This is a genomic window from Cupriavidus sp. FW305-46 (genome assembly GCF_058787075.1).
The window spans coordinates 56,807-74,214 of sequence record NZ_JBYSZI010000002.1; the positions used below are offsets into that span (position 1 = coordinate 56,807).

Consider the following 17,408-nt stretch of genomic DNA (forward strand, 5'->3'; position numbering starts at 1 on the left):
AGAACATCACCGTTGCGGCTCCTGCTGCTTGTCGCCACACGCGTTGCGCAAGTGCACATCCCCGTCGTGACGATGTATGTGTAATTCGGCGTTCTCTCGCCTGGCCACCTCCCAACCCGCAGCGATTGCCGCTTCCATGGTCGGAAATCTCTGGGCCCTTATATTGAGGCCGCCGAACTCCAATGCCCAACCATTTTCTGCAGGCAGAACGCGAATGATCCGCGATTGCATAATGACCCCTCTCTAGATTTCCCGCGACATACAGCGGGCGTCGCGTACTGTCGAGCAAGAACACGTTCCCGCGGACAAGCATGGCTGGGTAAGAGCCGGGATCATCCGGGAGGAACCGCATCGAGGGTGCGTCGTGCATCGCTGTACCTGCGTCAACGAACACACGAGCAAGACTGCTGCTGCATGGGCGGGCACCTTTCGGTCCCATACGAGCAGAAAACGCAGCAATCACCGGCCTTGGGCCTTAGCACCGCGCGGCAGTGCTCGCACTCATAGCACCACTGGCAGGCATCAATGGGCATGGTTTCTTCTTTTGCATGCGCGCACATGGGGCAGGTGATGATTGACTGCAGCTTGACGGCGCTCATCATTTCGCTTTGCCTCACGGCCGATGGGCAGTAGACGCTCCCCATGCCTGGCGGCCTGGTTCCTGGCGTTGCCCATCGAAATGCAATCCGCCCTTCCCCTATGTGCGGTCTAGGCGTAGCCTAGGCCCGTACCAAGGTACGGAGTCAAGCGATGGACCACACACTGACAATCGGGAAGCTGGCCAAGGCGGCTGGTGTTGGCGTGGAAACGGTACGCTACTACCATCGGTGCGGCCTGCTGCCGGTGCCAGAGCGTGCCTATGGCGCCATTCGACAGTATTCGCAGCAGAGCTTGCAACGGCTTCATTTCATTCGCCGGGCCCAGTCGCTCGGGTTCACCCTGGATGAAGTCCGGGTACTGCTGCGACAGAACGATGGCAGCACGTGCAGCACCGCCCGCACACTGGCCGAGCAAAAGCTCAGTCTTGTGGAGGAAAGATTGAATGACTTGCGCCGATTGCGAGCGGAACTGAAGAATCTCATCGGGCAATGCCATGCCAATGGGAATGAGGCTTCTTGCCCCTTGATTGACACATTACTTGTCGCGGCCGTGGATCCGGTGCCGACACCCTCAAGCAAGAATAGGGGCAGGATGGCCAGGGCAGAGTGAACCCGAGCGCAGCAACGGGCCAGGATTCGCACCGCGGCGAGGAGCAAAGGGGACACACTTGTGAACACTCCTGGCGCGATGCCTCCGCCGCAGTTGAATTAGCGACTTCTTCTCCATTGGCTCGGGACCGGGGCAACTCATCAAGGACTTGGGTGGCACGTGCCAGTGCGGCTTCGCCCAACTTGCGTTCCCGCTCCCGCAGCCTGGCGACGGAGTGGTAGGCACTGCCCCTTCCCTGCCCATATGGCGCCGTCGCGTAACGATCAGATAAAGAAGCGCCGCGCGGCGCCGCACCTGCGCCAACAGCAGCGGCCTTGCCACCACGCATCGCACCACGCATCGCGATCGCCAGCGGCCCAAAAAGTGCACCTTGGCTCGCGCGCGCATGCTGATCGCCCCGGATCTTTATGCGTTCTTTATACACACCGGCCACCTTTCTACCCTGTTTTTACGACCCCGTCGCTAATCTGCAAGCCGAAACCATTCAAGGGTGCTTTGTTATGGACGGGATCTATTTGATCGTATTGATTGGCTTCGCCGTGCTGAGCGCGGCCCTGCTGGGGCTTTGCGCCGTGCTTGCGCCGAAATCTCCGGCAGGCAGCGGGCACGGCGGCGCGCATGACCGGATGCCGGCAAAGAACAGCGCGTCGGACAGGAGGCTGTGATGAGCTGGACGGATCTGTTGAGCGGCGTGCTGACCGTTGCCATTTTTGTTTACCTCCTCATTGCGTTGTTCCGGCCGGAGAAATTCTGATGTCCTCCCAATTCGTGGGCCTGCTGGTCCTCTATCTCGCCATCCTGCTGGCGTGCGCCCCTTTCCTCGGACGCTATATCCGGCGTGCCGTGGAAGATGGCAACTATTCGCTGACCGTCTGGGGCCGGCCGCTGGAACGGCTGCTGTATCGCCTGGGTGGCGTGCGTGCCGATGCCGGGATGGGGTGGAAGCAATACGCCGTCGCGGTGCTGGCGTTCAACCTGCTTGGCGTGGTGGCAGTCTATGCGCTGCAGCGCCTGCAGGGCATGCTGCCGCTCAATCCGCAGGGCTTTGGCGCGGTTTCGCCGGACTCGGCCTTCAACACGGCGATCAGCTTTGTCGCCAACACCAACTGGCAAGGCTATGGCGGCGAGTCGACCATGGGCTATCTGACGCAGATGCTCGCGCTCACCGTGCAGAACTTCCTGTCCGCGGCGACCGGCATCGCCGTGGTGTTCGCGCTGATGCGCGGATTCGCGCGCCAGAGCGCCGCCACCATCGGCAATTTCTGGGTCGACATGACGCGGGTCACGTTGTACGTGCTGGCGCCGATCGCGACCGTGATTGCACTTGCGCTGGTCAGCCAGGGCGTGATCCAGAACTTCGATGCCTACAAGGAAGCCAGCCTGGTCACGCCGGTGGAGTACAGCCAGCCAAAGCTCGATGCGGCCGGGCAACCGGTGCTCGATGCACAAGGCAAGCCGGTGACGGAAGACCTGAAGACCGACAGGCAGACGCTGGCGATGGGCCCGGTTGCCTCGCAAGAGGCCATCAAGATGCTGGGCACCAACGGCGGCGGCTTCTTCAATGCCAACTCGGCGCATCCGTTCGAGAACCCGAATGGCCTGGCCAACCTTCTCGAGATGCTGGCGATCTTCCTGATCCCGGCGGCGCTGTGCTTCACCTTTGGCGAAATGGTGGGAGACAGGCGACAGGGTGTGGCGGTGCTGGCTTCCATGATGGTCATCTTTGTCGCGATGGCCTGCGTGGCGGCGATGTCCGAGCAGATGGCCAATCCGGCGCTGGCCGGATTGCCGGTGGATCACGCCGCGTCGCTGCTGCAGGCCGGTGGCAATATGGAAGGCAAGGAAACGCGCTTCGGCATCGCCGCTTCGGCGCTGTTCGCCACCATCACGACCGCGGCGTCGTGCGGCGCGGTCAATGCCATGCATGACTCCTTCACCGCCATCGGTGGCCTGGTGCCGATGCTGCTGATGCAGCTGGGCGAAGTCGTGTTCGGCGGCGTCGGCTCGGGGCTGTACGGCATGCTGGTCTACGCCGTGCTCGCGGTATTCATCGCCGGACTGATGATCGGGCGCACGCCGGAGTACCTCGGCAAGAAGATCGAAGTCTACGAGATGAAGATGACGGCCGTGGCGATCCTGGTCACGCCCCTGCTGGTGCTGCTCGGCACGTCGGTGGCGGTGATGACCGAGGCCGGACGCGCCGGTGTGTTCAATCCCGGCACGCACGGCTTCTCGGAGATCCTGTACGCGCTCTCGTCGGCGGCCAACAACAATGGCAGCGCCTTTGCGGGCTTGTCCGCCAACACGCCGTTCTACAACACGCTGCTGGCGGCGGCCATGTGGTTCGGCCGGTTCTGGATCATCATCCCGGTGCTTGCGCTGGCGGGCTCGCTGGCAGCCAAGAAGCGCGTGCCGGTAAGCGGCGGCACGATGCCAACGCACGGCCCGCTGTTCGTCGTCCTGCTGGTGGGCACCGTGCTGCTGGTCGGTGCGCTGACCTATGTCCCGGCGCTGGCGCTGGGGCCGGTCGCCGAGCAACTCCAGGGCACGGTGACGGCAAGCGCGGCGAAGTAAAGCGACGACTGACGACGAAATATCGAGCATTCCTACACGTCCGGACCCTGCACTGCCTCACCGATGCAGGTGCCGGATGGCTCTAGCGGATTGCGGAGAAACCATGCAACAAGATTCGATGGCCCCGGTGGCCAAGCGCGGCGCCAACACGGCTGAAGCGTCTTCCTCCAACACGATTCAGGCAAAGAGCGCGCCGGTTCCCGACCGGCAACACGGCTCCCACCATCATCGCCCGCCGGCGCGCAGCATGTTCGCGCCGGAGCTGGTGAAGCCCGCGCTGGTCGCGGCCTTCAGGAAGTTGTCGCCGCGCGACCAGCTGCGCAACCCGGTGATGTTCGTGGTCTACGTGGGCAGCATCCTGACGACGATCCTTTTCCTGAAGGCCATGGCCGCGCCGGCGGCAGCCCCCGGTGGGGAATCCGCGGGCTTCATCCTGGCGGTGTCGGTTTGGCAGTGGTTCACGGTGCTGTTCGCGAACTTTGCCGAGGCACTTGCCGAAGGCCGGAGCAAGCAGCAGGCGGAGGCGCTGCGCGGCCTGAAGACCACGGTCACCGCACGTGTGCTGAAAGACGGCAAGCGTGGCGGTGCCACCGAAGCGCGCCCCGCGACGGCACTGCGCCGCGGTGACGTGGTGCTGGTGCAGGCCGGCGAGATGATCCCCGGCGACGGCGAAGTGATCGACGGCGTGGCCTCGGTCGACGAAAGCGCCATCACCGGCGAATCGGCGCCCGTGATCCGCGAGTCGGGCGGTGACTTCTCGTCGGTGACCGGCGGTACGCGCGTGCTGTCCGACTGGATCGTGGCGCGTATCACGACCAACCCGGGCGAGAGCTTCATCGACCGCATGATCACGATGGTTGAAGGCGCCAACCGGCAAAAGACACCGAACGAACTGGCCCTGACGATCCTGCTGGTCGGGCTGACCATCGTGCTGCTGCTGGCCACTGCCACGCTGCAGCCGTTCTCGCTCTACAGCGTGCTGGTGGCAAAGGCAGGCGTGCCGGTGACGATCACGGTACTGGTGGCCCTGCTGGTCTGCCTGATTCCCACCACCATCGGCGGGCTGCTGTCAGCCATTGGCGTGGCGGGCATGAGCCGGATGATGGAAGCCAACGTGATTGCCACCTCGGGCCGTGCGGTCGAAGCCGCTGGTGACGTGGACGTGCTGCTGCTCGACAAGACCGGCACCATTACCCATGGCAACCGCCAGGCATCGCGCTTCATCCCGGCCCCGGGCGTGTCGCCGCTGCAGCTCGCGGAAGCGGCGTGGCTGTCGTCGCTGGCCGACGAGACCCCGGAAGGCCGCAGCATCATCACGCTGGCACGCCAGCTGCCGGGGCTGGCGGCACCGGTGATGGCAAGCCTGAAGCCGGAATTCGTGCCGTTCAGCGCCCAGACCCGCATGAGCGGGGTTGACCTGAGCGATGGCGGCGGCGAGCGTCACGTGCGCAAGGGTGCGGCCGATGCCGTGCGCCGCTACGTCACGGAACGCGCCGGCAAGTTCCCCGATGCGGTCCTGCAAGCCGTCGATGAGGTCGCCCGCGCCGGCAGCACGCCGCTGGTGGTAGCCGACGCCAACGGTGATTCGGTGCGCGTGCTTGGCGTGATCGAGCTGAAAGACATCGTCAAGACCGGCATTCGCGAGCGCTTCGGCGAACTGCGCAAGATGGGCATCAAGACCGTGATGATCACCGGCGACAACCGGCTGACGGCGGCGTCGATTGCGGCGGAAGCCGGCGTTGACGACTTCCTGGCCGAAGCCACGCCGGAAGCCAAGCTCAAGCTGATCCGCCAGTACCAGGCCGACGGGCGGCTGGTCGCGATGACCGGAGACGGCACCAACGACGCCCCGGCACTGGCCCAGGCCGACGTGGCCGTGGCGATGAACAGCGGCACGCAGGCGGCCAAGGAAGCCGGCAACATGGTGGACCTGGACAGCAACCCGACCAAGCTGATCGAGATCGTCGAGATCGGCAAGCAGATGCTGATGACGCGCGGCTCGCTGACGACCTTCAGCGTGGCCAACGACATCGCCAAGTACTTCGCGATCATCCCGGCGGCGTTTGCCACCACCTATCCGCAGCTCAACCTGCTCAATGTGATGGGGCTCGCCACGCCGGCGTCGGCCATCATGTCGGCGGTGATCTTCAACGCGCTCATCATCGTCGTGCTGATCCCGCTTGCGCTCAAGGGCGTGGTCTACCGGCCGCTGGGCGCCGCGGTGCTGCTGCGCCGCAACCTGCTGGTCTACGGCCTGGGCGGCATCCTGGTGCCGTTTGCCGGCATCAAGCTGATCGACATGATCCTGGCCCTGTTTGGCTGGGCCTGATTTTCTGCCACGATTCGGAGTTTCCATGAATACGCAAGTGCAGTCCCCGCAGCCGTCGCCGGCACCCGTGCAAGGTGGCTTGCTGCGGCCGATGTTGGTGGTGTTCGTTGGCCTTTCGCTGGTGACCGGCCTGCTCTATCCCGGCGCGATCACGGCAATCTCCAAGGCCCTGTTCCCGCATCAGGCAGCCGGCTCGCTGATCGAGAAGGATGGCAGGACAGTTGGCTCGGAACTGATCGGCCAGCCGTTCTCCGACCCGAAGTACTTCTGGGGCCGGCTGTCGGCCACGGCGCCGATGCCGTATAACGCCGCGGCTTCGGCGGGATCCAACCTGGGCCCCACCAATCCGGCGCTGACCGATGCCGCGCGCGCGCGCGTCGACGCCCTGCACGCCGCGGATCCGGACAACCAGGCCCCCGTGCCGGTGGACTTGGTCACGGCATCCGGCAGTGGTCTCGACCCGCACATCAGCCCTGCGGCCGCAGAATACCAGGCGGCGCGTGTCGCCCGCGCCAGGGGGATTCCGATCGAGCAGGTGAAGCAGCTGATTGCGGAAAATACGAACACGCCGCTGCTGCCGGTCCTGGGCGACCCGGGAGTCAATGTCCTGAAACTGAACCTTGGATTGGATGCCATTGCACGGAAGTAACCCAGTGCCGGGATGCGGATGCGAGGCAATACTGGTTTGCCAATGCCAGGATAGAGGGTGAGCCGACCGATGCCTGATGCCGAATCGCGCGAAGCCGGCGCGCGCCCCGACCCCGATGCCCTGCTCCAGATGGTGCAGGAGGAAGGCGCTCGCGCCTTGCGCGGCAAGCTCAGGGTCTACTTTGGCGCTTCCGCCGGGGTCGGCAAGACCTTCGCCATGCTCACCGCCGCGCGAGCGGCGTCCGCGCAGGGCACCGATGTCGTCATCGGCATCGTGGAGACCCACGGCCGCGCCGAGACCGAAGCGCTGATCGCCGGTATCGAGCGCTTGCCGATGAAGGACGTGCCATACCGCGAGCGGGTCCTGCAGGAGTTCGACCTGGACGCGGCGCTGGCCCGGCAACCGGCCCTGGTCCTGGTTGACGAACTGGCCCATTCCAACGCACCGGGCAGCCGCCATCCCAAGCGGTGGCAGGACATCCAGGAACTGCAGGCCGCCGGGATCGACGTCTGGACCACGGTCAATGTGCAGCATCTGGACAGCCTGAACGAGGCCGTGGGCGGCATCACCGGCATCCGCGTCTGGGAAACCGTGCCGGACGTTGTCTTCGACAGCGCCGACGAGGTCGTGCTGGTGGACCTGCCGGCCGACGAACTGCTGCGCCGGCTCAAGGAAGGCAAGGTCTATCTGCCGGAGCAGGCGCGGCACGCGGCGCGCAATTTTTTCCGAAAGGGCAATCTGATCGCCCTGCGCGAACTGGCGCTGCGCCGGACCGCCGACCGGGTGGACTCCGATGTGCGGGCATGGCGTCAGTCCGAAGCCGTGCAAGGCGTGTGGCGGACCCGGGAGGCCGTGCTGGCTTGCATCGGCAGTGGCGACGATGCCGAACAGGTCGTCAGGAGCGCGCGCCGGCTAGCCGGCCAGCTCGATTGCGACTGGCATGTGGTGACCATCGCCACACCCAGGCTGGCACCCCCGTCCGATTTCGCCAAGACGCGCCTGCAGACTGCCATGCGTCTCGCTGAGGAGTTGGGCGCACGCACCGAGACCCTGGCGGGCAACGACATGGTCCAGGCCGTCGTGGGGTACGTGCGCCGCCACAACCTGACCAAAGTGGTCATCGGCCGTGCGCCGGCGGACTGGCGCCGGGGCGGCGCCTCCCTCGCGGAGCGGGCCCGCGCCCTTCTCGGCCTGGCCTTGACGCCATTCGTGAACGCGCCGGCGTGGCTGTTCGGCCGCCGCAGCTTTGCCGATGCGCTGGCGATCGGGTGTCCGGAGATCGACATCATCCGCGTTGCGGCGGACACGACGCGGGTGGATCTTCGCCCGCGCCATGGCACTGAAGAGCCAGACGCCCCTGCGCCAGGCGACGGCGCCACGCGCCGAGACTATCTGTGGGCAGTGGTATGGTGCACCGGTGCCACGGCGCTGTCGGCCCTCGCGTTTCCATGGTTCGACGTCGTCAACATTGCCATGCTGTTTCTGGCGGCAGTGGTCGGCGTCGCGCTTCGCCATGGCCGCGGACCTGCGGCGCTGGCTTCGGTATTGGCCGTTGCCGCCTTCGATTTCTTCTTCATACCGCCGCGGCTGTCCTTCGCCGTCAGCGACGTGCAGTATCTGCTGACGTTCCTGGTGCTGCTATCCGTCGGGCTGGTCATCGGGCAACTGACGGCCGGTTTGCGCGAACAGGCGCAGGTGGCGGTGCAGCGCGAGAACGATGCCCGCACGCTATATGAACTGGCCCGCGAACTCTCCGCGGCGCTGATGCCGGACCAGATTGTTTCGATCGCCAGCCGTTTCCTGCGCGCTGCCTTCGATGCCAATTCAGCCTTCTTCCTGGTTTCCCCGGAAGGCCGCCTGCTGCCGCCCGTGTCTGATGTCGAGCCGCATGACACCGGGACGAGAACCGACTCGATCGACCGTGTCCTGGCGGAGTGGGTATTCGATCACGGCCAGCCCGCAGGCACCGGCACGCACACATTGCCAGGCAGCACCGTGCTGTATCTGCCATTGAAGGCGCCGATGCAGACCCGTGGCGTGCTGGCGGTCGAGCCCGCGGTATCACACGCCTTGGCGCAGCCCGCGCTGCGGCGCCAGGTCGATGTGTTCTGCACGCTGATCGCGATCGCCATCGAGCGCCTGCATTACGTCGAAGTGGCGCAGCAGGCCCTGCTGTCGATGGAATCAGAGCGCCTGCGCAGCTCATTGCTGGCCGCTGTCTCCCATGACCTGCGCACCCCGCTGACCAGCCTGATCGGCATGGCGGAAACCATGCAGCGCAGCGATCCCGGGCTGACGCCGTCGCTGGCCGAGACCGCCGCCGCCATGCTGGAGCAGGCCAGGCGCATGCGCACGATGGTGGTGAACCTGCTGGACATGGCCAGGCTGCAGGGCCGGGAAGTCCGGACCAGCAAGGAGTGGCAATCGGTGGAGGAGCTCGTTGGCGCCAGCCTGGCGGCCATGCGCGATGCGCTCGAGCACCACCGCGTGGTTGTCGCCGACTTGTCCCGGGTACCCCTGGTCGAATGCGACGCCGTGCTGATCGAGCGCGTGCTGTGCAACCTGCTGGAGAATGCCGCCAAATACACGCCCGCCGGCACGGAGATCCGGCTCTCGGCCGCGCCGGTCGACGACGAGATCAGGATTGCGGTAGAGGATGATGGCCCCGGCGTGCCCAAGGGCAAGGAACGGCAGATCTTCGAGAAATTCACGCGCGGTGAGCGCGAATCCGCGACCGCGGGTGTCGGCCTGGGTCTCGCCGTATGCGAGGCAATCGTGCAAGCCCATGGCGGGCGCATCTGGGTGGAACCCGCGCAACGCCCGGACCGGCCCGGCGGCCAGGCGGGCGCGCGCTTCGTGGTAGCGTTGCCGCGTGGAAATCCGCCGGCGGTGGAGCCGGAGCAGACTGATGCCTAGGGTCTCGCGCAAAAAGAAAGGGAGTTGATGCCATTTGATTTTTCCCCGACAGTCCTGCTGGTTGAGGATGAGCCGCATATCCGGCGCTTTGTCCGCTCGACCCTGGAGTCCGAAGGTTGCACGGTGCACGAGGCCGAATCGCTCAAGCGCGGACTGATCGAGGCAGGCACCCGGCAACCTGACCTCGTCATTCTCGACCTGGGCTTGCCGGACGGAGACGGGGTGAGATTGATCAGCGAGATCCGTACGTGGACTGACGTACCGGTGCTGGTCCTGTCGGCACGTAGCGGAGAAGCCGACAAGATCGGTGCGCTGGATGCCGGCGCGGATGACTACCTGACCAAGCCCTTTGGCGTCGGTGAACTGGTCGCGCGCCTGCGCGTGCTGCTGCGCCGGCATGCCAGGGCCAACGCTCACGGTTCCCGCCAGATCCTGTTCGGCGACGTGCAGGTTGACCTGGCCAGCCGCGTCGTCACCCGTTCGGGACAGGCCGTGCACCTGACGCCGATCGAGTATCGGCTGCTTGCGGTTCTGATCGCCCACCGCGGCAAGGTGATGACGCACCGGGAATTGCTGCGGGAGGTGTGGGGACCCTCCCAGGCCGAAAGCAGCCAGTACCTGCGCGTCTATATGGGGCATCTGCGGCACAAGCTCGAAGCGGATCCGGCGCGGCCCGCCCACTTGCTGACCGAAATCGGGCTGGGCTACCGGTTTGCCGGGTAGCGCTGAAATCCAGGCGCATTGATTGGATTTGTACGCGGGCACCGCGGCTTTTGATACCGTTTTTACGCGTCAGGCCATATCGTGGCGAGGCTCCCTGCAACGGGGATTTTTTCAACTCTCGCCACAACAACAATGACTGACCTGCGCCAAACCGCGGCCACGCTGCTCGCATGTTCCGCATCTTCCATCCTTTTCGCTGCCATGCCGGCCATGGCGCAATCCCAGCCTGACGCCGCGCCGTCCCCGCATACGTTCACGGCCAACGTGTCGCTGGTCTCGGACTACCGCTATCGCGGCATCAGCCAGACCAACCTGCGCCCGGCCATCCAGGGTGGCTTTGACTACGCCCACGAAAGCGGCTTCTATGTGGGCAACTGGAACTCCAGCATCAGCTGGCTCGAGGATGCCAACCCGGCGGTCTCGGCCCCGGTCGAAATGGATTTCTACGGCGGCTTCAAGAACACCTTCAAGGTCTCCGGCACCGAGTTCAACTATGACCTGGGCGTGCTCGAATACTACTACCCGGGCGGCTACAACAACCCGCGCCCCTACACCACGGAACTGTACGCCGGCATCGGCTGGGGCCCGGTCATGCTCAAGTACTCGCACTCGGTCACCAACCTGTTTGGCTGGGCCGACAGCAAGAACAGCTACTACGTCGATCTGAGCGCCAATGTCCCGCTGAATTTCTGGGACCTGACGCTGAACGCGCACGTCGGCTACCAGGGCGTCAAGCACAACAGCGACGCCTCGTACACCGACTGGAAGATCGGCCTGACCAAGGACCTGGGCAAGGGCTTCGCGCTGGCGGTTGCCTATGTCGATACCAACGCCAAGGAAGTGGCCTACACCAGTGCCAACCGGGGCCGCTACCTCGGCAAGGCTGCGGCCTGGGCGTCGCTGACGAAGACGTTCTGAGCGCGAGCGCCTTGCCAGCGGCGCTGATCTTGATGCGGATTTAACGCCAAGGCCCAACATCCTTGCATCAAATTTAGACGGCGCTGGCTAGCATAAAGCCATGTCCAACACGCGACCCGCTACCGCGCCGGTCCATCCAATCATGCGACAGTCAAGCCTGGCCGTTGATACTGTTCCCCGACGTACCGCCCTGCGCAGCAGCAAGGCCACCATGCCCGCGCTGCGCGCGGTCTCCCAGCCCGCACCGGCCTGGATCCGCATGCGTCTTGCGGTGGCATCCACCGAAGTGTTCGGCCTGCGGCAGACCATGCACCGGGTGCTCGGTGAACTGGCCCGCGTCTATGTGGTGAACGTGGACTACCGGCACGGCGAAACCACGCTGCACGTGGAGATCGCACGCGCGGACCGCGACGCGGCCATGCACGCCATCATGACGGCCTTTCCGGCGGCGGAGTTCGGCGTCACGACAGCCCTGGGAGACAACCATGTGGCGCACTGAGGAAGAGAGCTTTTCCGGCGCCGCCGTGCATGCCTGCACCGGTATCGCAGCGGTTTCCCGCCAGTCGCCATGGGGCATCTGGGTGCCCATGGTCACGCCGATGCGTGCCGGCTCGCTGGACCTGCCGGGCGCCGCCAGGCTGGCTGAGAGTTACCTCGAGGCAGGCGTGAACGGCCTGATCATCTTGGGCACGACCGGCGAGGGAAACCTGCTTTCCACGCACGAGCGGCAAGTCTTCACGGCGGCAGTGCTCGAGGCCGTCCACGGCGAGCTGCCGGTGATGGCTGGCGTCGGCGCGGTCGATACCCGCGCGGTGTGCGCGCAAGTTGCCGAACTGGACGGCTTTGATCTTGCCGGCTACCTGGTGCCGCCGCCCTGCTACCTGCGGCCCTCCGATGCGGGAATCGTGTGGCATTTCAATGAAGTGGCGTGCGCAACCGAACGCCCCCTGATGCTGTACAACGTGCCGAAGCGAACTGGCTGTGCGATGTCGCCTGCGCTGATCCGATCTCTGCTCGCGCAGCCGCAGATCTCGGCGGTCAAGGAGTGCGACGCCGGCAATCTCGGGGCCCTTGTCAACGATCCGCATGTCGCCGTGCTGTGCGGCGAGGATGCGGCCCTGCTGGATCACCTGCTTGCGGGAGGCGCCGGCGTGATCGCCGCGTCCTCGCATATTCGTCCGGATTTGTTCGTGCGCCTGCTGCATCTGGCACAGACAGGACGCTTCCGCGCGGCCCGCGCCTTGTTCGCGAAGCTCGCGCCGTTGATCTCGCTCATGTTCGCGGAGCCGAATCCGGCACCGGTGAAAGCTGCCCTGGCGCTCTCCGGCGTGATTTCCCCGGAAACCCGCCTGCCGTTGCAGCCGGCAAGTCCCGCGCTGGTCCAGAGGCTGGAAGAGGCCATGGCCCTGCTTCCTCCGCCTTCCGTGGCACGGGATGAGCATCTGGCGGCCTAGAGGCTGGCCATCCTTGCGAGGCGACGATGAAACCTCCTGTCCCACTCTTCTTCACCTGCACGGCGTGCGGGCACATCCACTCCGAAATCCTGCAGGATATGGTCTCGGGAAAGCTGCCTCAGCCACTGACTTGCCCCGCTTGCCACCGGGGATTGAGCATCGACTGGAACTGGATCACTGACCAGGCCGAGCAGCTGGGACTCAGCAAGCCCGCATCGCTGGCCTCGGGCAATGCTCTACGCCGTCTCTCAGACTGACACCGCGGCAGCATCGCGGGCGCGATCATCGCCTGCAAGCGGGCGCGGCTTACGCCGTCTCGGGCCTGCACGGAGATGCCGTGCGGCAGCGCGCCATACAGGTCGCCAAGTGCGGCGGCGTGGTGGTGCCGGACTGCGGCCACTTCATCATGGAAGAGGCACCGGAGGCCTTCATGGCGGAACTGCTGCCGTTCCTGGAAGCGCAGGCGCGATGATGAAGGCCGCGCTGCGGGCGTAACGCCGGAAAACGGCAAGGACTGGCCGTCAGCCAGTCCTTGCCCAACACCCAGGTCGCAGCTTGACTACATCCTCACCTCACATCCGTCCCTTCCAGGGCACCAGGACCTTCGCCAGCTTGCGCATCAGCAGGTCGAACACGTAGGCGATCAGCCCGATCAGCACGATGCCCATGATCACCACGTCGGTGCGCAGGAAGTTGGAGGCATTGAGCACCATCTGGCCAAGGCCGGCGGTGGCGGCCACCATTTCAGCGGCGACCAGGGTGGTCCAGCCGAAGCCTATGGCGATGCGCATCCCGGTCAGGATATCGGGCAGCGCGGCGGGGATCACCACATGGCGGACCACCTGCCACGGCGTGGCGCCCATCGAGTAAGCCGCGTTGATCTGCTCGATGGTGACCGAGCGCACGCCGGCCTGGGCCGACATGGCCAGCGGCGCGAAGCAGGCCAGGAAGATCAGCAGCACTTTCGAGGTCTCGTCGATGCCGAACCAGATCACGATCAGCGGCAGGTATGCCAGCGGCGGCAAGGGGCGGTAGAACTCGATCGGCGGATCGAACACGCCGCGTGCGATGCGCGACACCCCCATCATCACGCCGACCGGCACCGCCGTGACCACCGCCAGCCCGAAGGCGCCGAACACGCGCATCATGCTGGCCGCGAAATGCTCGGTCAGCGGCTGGCCGCCTTGCAGGTTGCCCTGCCAGGCATCGATAAAGGCGGTGACGATGGACTCAGGCGTGGGCAGGAACAGCGGCGGCAGCCAGCGCAGGTGGCTGGCGAGCCACCACAGCGCGAGCAGCAGCACCACGGTGATGGTGGAGATGCGTGAGCTTGACCCCTCGCCGGGCAGGCGGTAGCCCGAGACGGTCTTCATTTGCTGGCTGGCCCCGGCCGCGGCGGCTTTGGTGACGCGCGGCGTGGGTTCGATGCGTTGGACGGAAGCGGGCATCTCGTGTTCCTCAGGCGGTTGCATGGATCAGATCAATGATCTCTTCGCGATAGCGGATGAACTCCGGGTCGGCCTTGACTGCACGGGCGTCCCCGCATTCGATGAAGCGCCGCGCGAACGGCAGTTCATAGGTGTGCGCGATGCGGCCAGGCGACGGCGTCATGACAATCAGCCGCGTGGCCAGGAACAGCGCCTCTTCCACGCTGTGCGTGATAAAGAAGACGATCTTCTGTTCCTTGGCCCAGAGCTTGAGAATCAGCGCCTGGATCGATTCGCGCGTCAGCGCGTCGAGCGCGCCCAGCGGCTCGTCCATCAGCATCACCGCCGGATCACAGGCGAGCGCGCGGGCAATCCCGACGCGCTGCTGCATGCCGCCCGAGAGCTGATAGACCGGCTTGCCGGCGACGTCTTCCAGACCGACCGCGGCCAGCTTCTCATGCGCGACCCGCATCCGTTCGGCACGCGACACCCCACGCAGGCGCAACCCCAGCGCGACGTTGTCCGCCACGCTGAGCCACGGCATCAGGGCGTGCTTCTGGAACACCACGCCGCGTTCGGCACCCGGCCCGCGCACCACCTTGCCGGACAGCCGGATCTCGCCTTCCGAAGGCTCCATGAAACCTGCGATGCACGACAGCAAGGTGGTCTTGCCGCAGCCCGAGGCACCGAGCGCCACGACGAAATCGCCGCGCTCCATGGTGAGGTTGACTTGCGACAGGGCCAGCGTTTTGGCGCCGCCCGCGACGCCGTAGTTGACACTGAGATTATCGATTTCAAGCTTGTACATGATGGGCTTCCGCAACAGGACTTTCGGGGCGGCCGCGCCGGACTGGCTTGCGCGCGGCGGCCATCTTCAGCGCGATGGGCGCGGCGTCAGCGCAACGCCCGCTTTGCCCATTCCGCGTTGACGCCCGGGCCATAGTCCGGCAGGACGGTCTGGATGGTGCCCTGCTCCTTGAGGAACTGCGCCGCGGACTGCAGCGCGCGCGCCGCGCCGCCGCCCAGCCAGCGCTCCGACACCTGCTCCTGCAGCGTGGGGAAGGCGTACAGCGCCATGCTCGCGGGTACCGTCTCGGGCTTGGCGCCAGACACCTTGGCCACCGCCTTCACCATGGGCGAATCGGGGGTCCAGGACGCCTTGTTCTTGCGGTAGTTTTCATCGGCGGCGGCCAGCACGCGCACCAGCTTGACCATGAACTCCGGGTTCTCGCGGGCAAACTTCTTGTTGGCGATCATGCCGTCGAAGGTGGCCTTGCCGGTGTCGGCGGCAATCTGGCCGGAGGTCATCAGCACGGTGCCTGACTGCTTGAGCTTGGCCAGCACCGGGTCCCAGATAAAGGTGGCGTCGATGTCGCCACGCTCCCAGGCGGCGGCTACCTCGGGCGGGCGCATGTTGACGATGCGGACGTCCTTCGGATTGATCTTGGCGCGCTCCAGCGCGACCAGCGTGTGGTAGTGCGTGGTCGACACGAAGGGCACGCCGACGCGCTTGCCCTTCAGGTCGGCGACGCTGGCGATCTTGCTGCCATTGCGCGCCACCATCGCCTCGGCTGCGTTGATGTCGTCCAGGATCCAGAACAGTTCGACATCCAGCCCTTGCGACAGCGCCGACGCAATCGGCGAGGTGCCGGCCTCGCCAATGGCGATCTGGCCCGAAGCCATGGCGCGGATCACGTCCCCGCCGCCGCCGAACTGCCGGAACGAGACCGTGTAGCCAGTCTGCTTTTCCAGCTCCTTCATGTCCTGTGCGTAGCGCCAGGGCACCACCATGTCCTGGTAAGCAATTACTACATTCTTGTTCTGGGCGTGTGCGGCTGGCGCCAGCGCGGCCACCAGGGCGAAATACGTCGCTATCTGCTTGATCCACCGCATGGTTTTGCTCCTCGGAAGGGGAAATATGTTTGGGGGTCACGGCTTTATAGGTGAGGGCCATTCCGGGCCTATAGGACCAGTTGCCCGGATTCGCTGGGACCAGAACGGTCCACGCCAGCGCAGGCCGCGCCAGGCCGTGAAATGGGCTGGCGCGAGGCGGCGTCAATCATGGAAATCCTTAGCGGCCTCCGGCGAGGCCATGGTTGTGCCGGAGGCGCTTGCCGAGGCCGTCGATGGACTCAGTGCACGGCCTGGCGCCGCCCGCGGCGGTCAGCCGGTAAGGGAGAACCCGGAGTCGAAGGTCTGCCGCACATCGAGCCGCTGCTTGAGCAACCCAGCTTTCTGGTAGAAATCCGCCGTGCGCTGCTGCTCGGCGATAAGCTCGGCATCGATCTGCCGCCATTGCGTGTGCCGCCGCTCGAACTGCAGCCGTGCCGCCTGCGGCGGGATCCCGATGATGCGGGCGAGGGCCGCCGAGAACTCCGGCACGTGCTGGTAGGACCATTGCTGCGCACGCACCACCCGGCGCAGGAAGTCTTGCAGCACCGCGCGCTTGGACGCCAGCGCGGCATCGGTGGCTGCCAGGTAGCTAAGGCCGGACCACAGCCCGCGTCCGCTGACCAGCACGCGCGCGTGGCCGCTGGTTTCCGCCATCGCGGTATAGGGTTCCCACGTCGCCCACGCATCCACCGAGCCGCTGCTCAATGCGAGCTTGGCATCCGCCGGCGGCAGGAAGCGCAGGTTGGCGTCCTCCGGCTTCAGCCCCGCGGATTCCAGCGCCTTGAGCGTCACCAGGTGGCCGATCGAGCCGCGGTTGGTGCCGATGCTCTTGCCTTTCAGGTCGGCCGCCTGCCGCAGCGGCGAGTCGGGCCGCACCAGGATTGCCGTGCCGTAGGGATCAGAGCGGTTGGCGCCGATCAGCTTGATCCGCGTGCCGGCCGCGAGCGCGAAGATCGCCGGGGCATCGCCGATCGGGCCGCTGTCGACCGCGCCCGCGTTCAGCGCCTCGGCAAGCGGTGCCGCGGCAGGGAACTCGGTCCATTGAATGTCGTAGTTCAGGCCGTCGAGCGCGTTGGCGGACTCGAGCAGCGCGCGCAGGCCGCCCTTCTGGTCGCCGGCTTTCAGGACCGGGCGCCCCTGCGCTTGCGCATTGCCGGTGGCGAACGTGGTGAAGGAAAGGATGGGGCCGGAGGCGAGCGCGGCCGTGGCGGCGGCGCCCTGGCGCAGGAACTGTCGTCGGGAAGCGGTCATGGCATTCGCGGGGAGATGGAAACCCACGAACGTACGCGCGCAGCACGCGAAAACCAACGAAGAAA

General features: G+C 65.7%; 18 protein-coding genes. 12 read left to right on the plus strand and 6 right to left on the minus strand.

What is annotated here, in order from left to right; genetic code table 11:
• Positions 1-6: 6 nt before the first annotated feature.
• Positions 7-231 carry a DUF2188 domain-containing protein gene (locus AC3WON_RS01240; protein ID WP_492319186.1) on the minus strand — a complete coding sequence of 75 codons (225 nt, stop codon included), beginning with the start codon at positions 229-231 and terminating at the stop codon, positions 7-9.
• Between the two features lie 152 nt (positions 232-383).
• Positions 384-599 (minus strand): GDCCVxC domain-containing (seleno)protein, encoded by a 216-nt coding sequence (locus AC3WON_RS01245; protein WP_492351002.1) that lies wholly within the window; start codon positions 597-599, stop codon positions 384-386.
• Between the two features lie 151 nt (positions 600-750).
• On the opposite strand from AC3WON_RS01245, the gene AC3WON_RS01250 reads away from it, so the two are divergent.
• From AC3WON_RS01250 to AC3WON_RS01305, 12 genes are all read left to right on the plus strand, one after another.
• The gene (locus tag AC3WON_RS01250; RefSeq protein WP_492350922.1) at positions 751-1,209 is read left to right on the plus strand and encodes a MerR family transcriptional regulator; all 459 of its coding nucleotides are present in this window, start codon (positions 751-753) and stop codon (positions 1,207-1,209) included.
• Between the two features lie 407 nt (positions 1,210-1,616).
• Entirely contained in the window at positions 1,617-1,874 is a 258-nt protein-coding gene (locus AC3WON_RS01255; RefSeq protein ID WP_492350923.1) for a hypothetical protein, read from the plus strand.
• Positions 1,874-1,963 carry a K(+)-transporting ATPase subunit F gene (gene kdpF, locus AC3WON_RS01260; protein ID WP_492350924.1) on the plus strand — a complete coding sequence of 30 codons (90 nt, stop codon included), beginning with the start codon at positions 1,874-1,876 and terminating at the stop codon, positions 1,961-1,963. Before AC3WON_RS01255 ends, kdpF begins: the two co-directional genes overlap by 1 nt.
• Positions 1,963-3,783: a potassium-transporting ATPase subunit KdpA gene (kdpA, locus tag AC3WON_RS01265; RefSeq protein ID WP_492319183.1), complete on the plus strand. Its 1,821-nt coding sequence runs from the start codon at positions 1,963-1,965 to the stop codon at positions 3,781-3,783. Before kdpF ends, kdpA begins: the two co-directional genes overlap by 1 nt.
• A 247-nt stretch (positions 3,784-4,030) precedes the next feature.
• On the plus strand, positions 4,031-6,112 hold the full coding sequence (gene kdpB, locus AC3WON_RS01270) for a potassium-transporting ATPase subunit KdpB (protein WP_492351003.1): 2,082 nt from the start codon (positions 4,031-4,033) through the stop codon (positions 6,110-6,112).
• Positions 6,113-6,137: 25 nt separating this feature from the next.
• Complete coding sequence (gene kdpC / locus AC3WON_RS01275; RefSeq protein ID WP_492350925.1) at positions 6,138-6,761, plus strand: potassium-transporting ATPase subunit KdpC; 624 nt, start codon at positions 6,138-6,140, stop codon at positions 6,759-6,761.
• Between the two features lie 69 nt (positions 6,762-6,830).
• Positions 6,831-9,677, plus strand: coding sequence for a DUF4118 domain-containing protein (locus AC3WON_RS01280; RefSeq protein ID WP_492351004.1), 2,847 nt, complete (start codon positions 6,831-6,833; stop codon positions 9,675-9,677).
• A gap of 27 nt (positions 9,678-9,704) precedes the next feature.
• Positions 9,705-10,400: a two-component system response regulator KdpE gene (gene kdpE / locus AC3WON_RS01285; protein ID WP_492319179.1), complete on the plus strand. Its 696-nt coding sequence runs from the start codon at positions 9,705-9,707 to the stop codon at positions 10,398-10,400.
• Positions 10,401-10,532: 132 nt separating this feature from the next.
• Positions 10,533-11,318, plus strand: a complete 786-nt coding sequence (locus AC3WON_RS01290) for a TorF family putative porin (RefSeq protein WP_492319178.1) — start codon at positions 10,533-10,535, stop codon at positions 11,316-11,318.
• 142 nt (positions 11,319-11,460) lie between these two features.
• The gene (locus AC3WON_RS01295; protein WP_492319270.1) at positions 11,461-11,817 is read left to right on the plus strand and encodes a hypothetical protein; all 357 of its coding nucleotides are present in this window, start codon (positions 11,461-11,463) and stop codon (positions 11,815-11,817) included.
• On the plus strand, positions 11,804-12,772 hold the full coding sequence (gene dapA, locus AC3WON_RS01300; protein ID WP_492319177.1) for a 4-hydroxy-tetrahydrodipicolinate synthase: 969 nt from the start codon (positions 11,804-11,806) through the stop codon (positions 12,770-12,772). Before AC3WON_RS01295 ends, dapA begins: the two co-directional genes overlap by 14 nt.
• Positions 12,773-13,109: 337 nt before the next feature.
• On the plus strand, positions 13,110-13,244 hold the full coding sequence (locus AC3WON_RS01305; RefSeq protein ID WP_492319176.1) for an alpha/beta fold hydrolase: 135 nt from the start codon (positions 13,110-13,112) through the stop codon (positions 13,242-13,244).
• Between the two features lie 100 nt (positions 13,245-13,344).
• Here the strand turns inward: AC3WON_RS01305 and AC3WON_RS01310 are convergent, their stop codons facing one another.
• The 4 genes from AC3WON_RS01310 to AC3WON_RS01325 form a co-directional block, all read right to left on the minus strand.
• Entirely contained in the window at positions 13,345-14,220 is an 876-nt protein-coding gene (locus tag AC3WON_RS01310; protein ID WP_010813419.1) for an ABC transporter permease subunit, read from the minus strand.
• Positions 14,221-14,230: 10 nt separating this feature from the next.
• Complete coding sequence (locus AC3WON_RS01315; RefSeq protein WP_010813418.1) at positions 14,231-15,007, minus strand: taurine ABC transporter ATP-binding protein; 777 nt, start codon at positions 15,005-15,007, stop codon at positions 14,231-14,233.
• Between the two features lie 86 nt (positions 15,008-15,093).
• Positions 15,094-16,092: a taurine ABC transporter substrate-binding protein gene (gene tauA, locus AC3WON_RS01320; RefSeq protein WP_492319175.1), complete on the minus strand. Its 999-nt coding sequence runs from the start codon at positions 16,090-16,092 to the stop codon at positions 15,094-15,096.
• Positions 16,093-16,362: 270 nt separating this feature from the next.
• On the minus strand, positions 16,363-17,343 hold the full coding sequence (locus AC3WON_RS01325) for an ABC transporter substrate-binding protein (protein ID WP_492319174.1): 981 nt from the start codon (positions 17,341-17,343) through the stop codon (positions 16,363-16,365).
• Positions 17,344-17,408 lie beyond the last annotated feature (65 nt).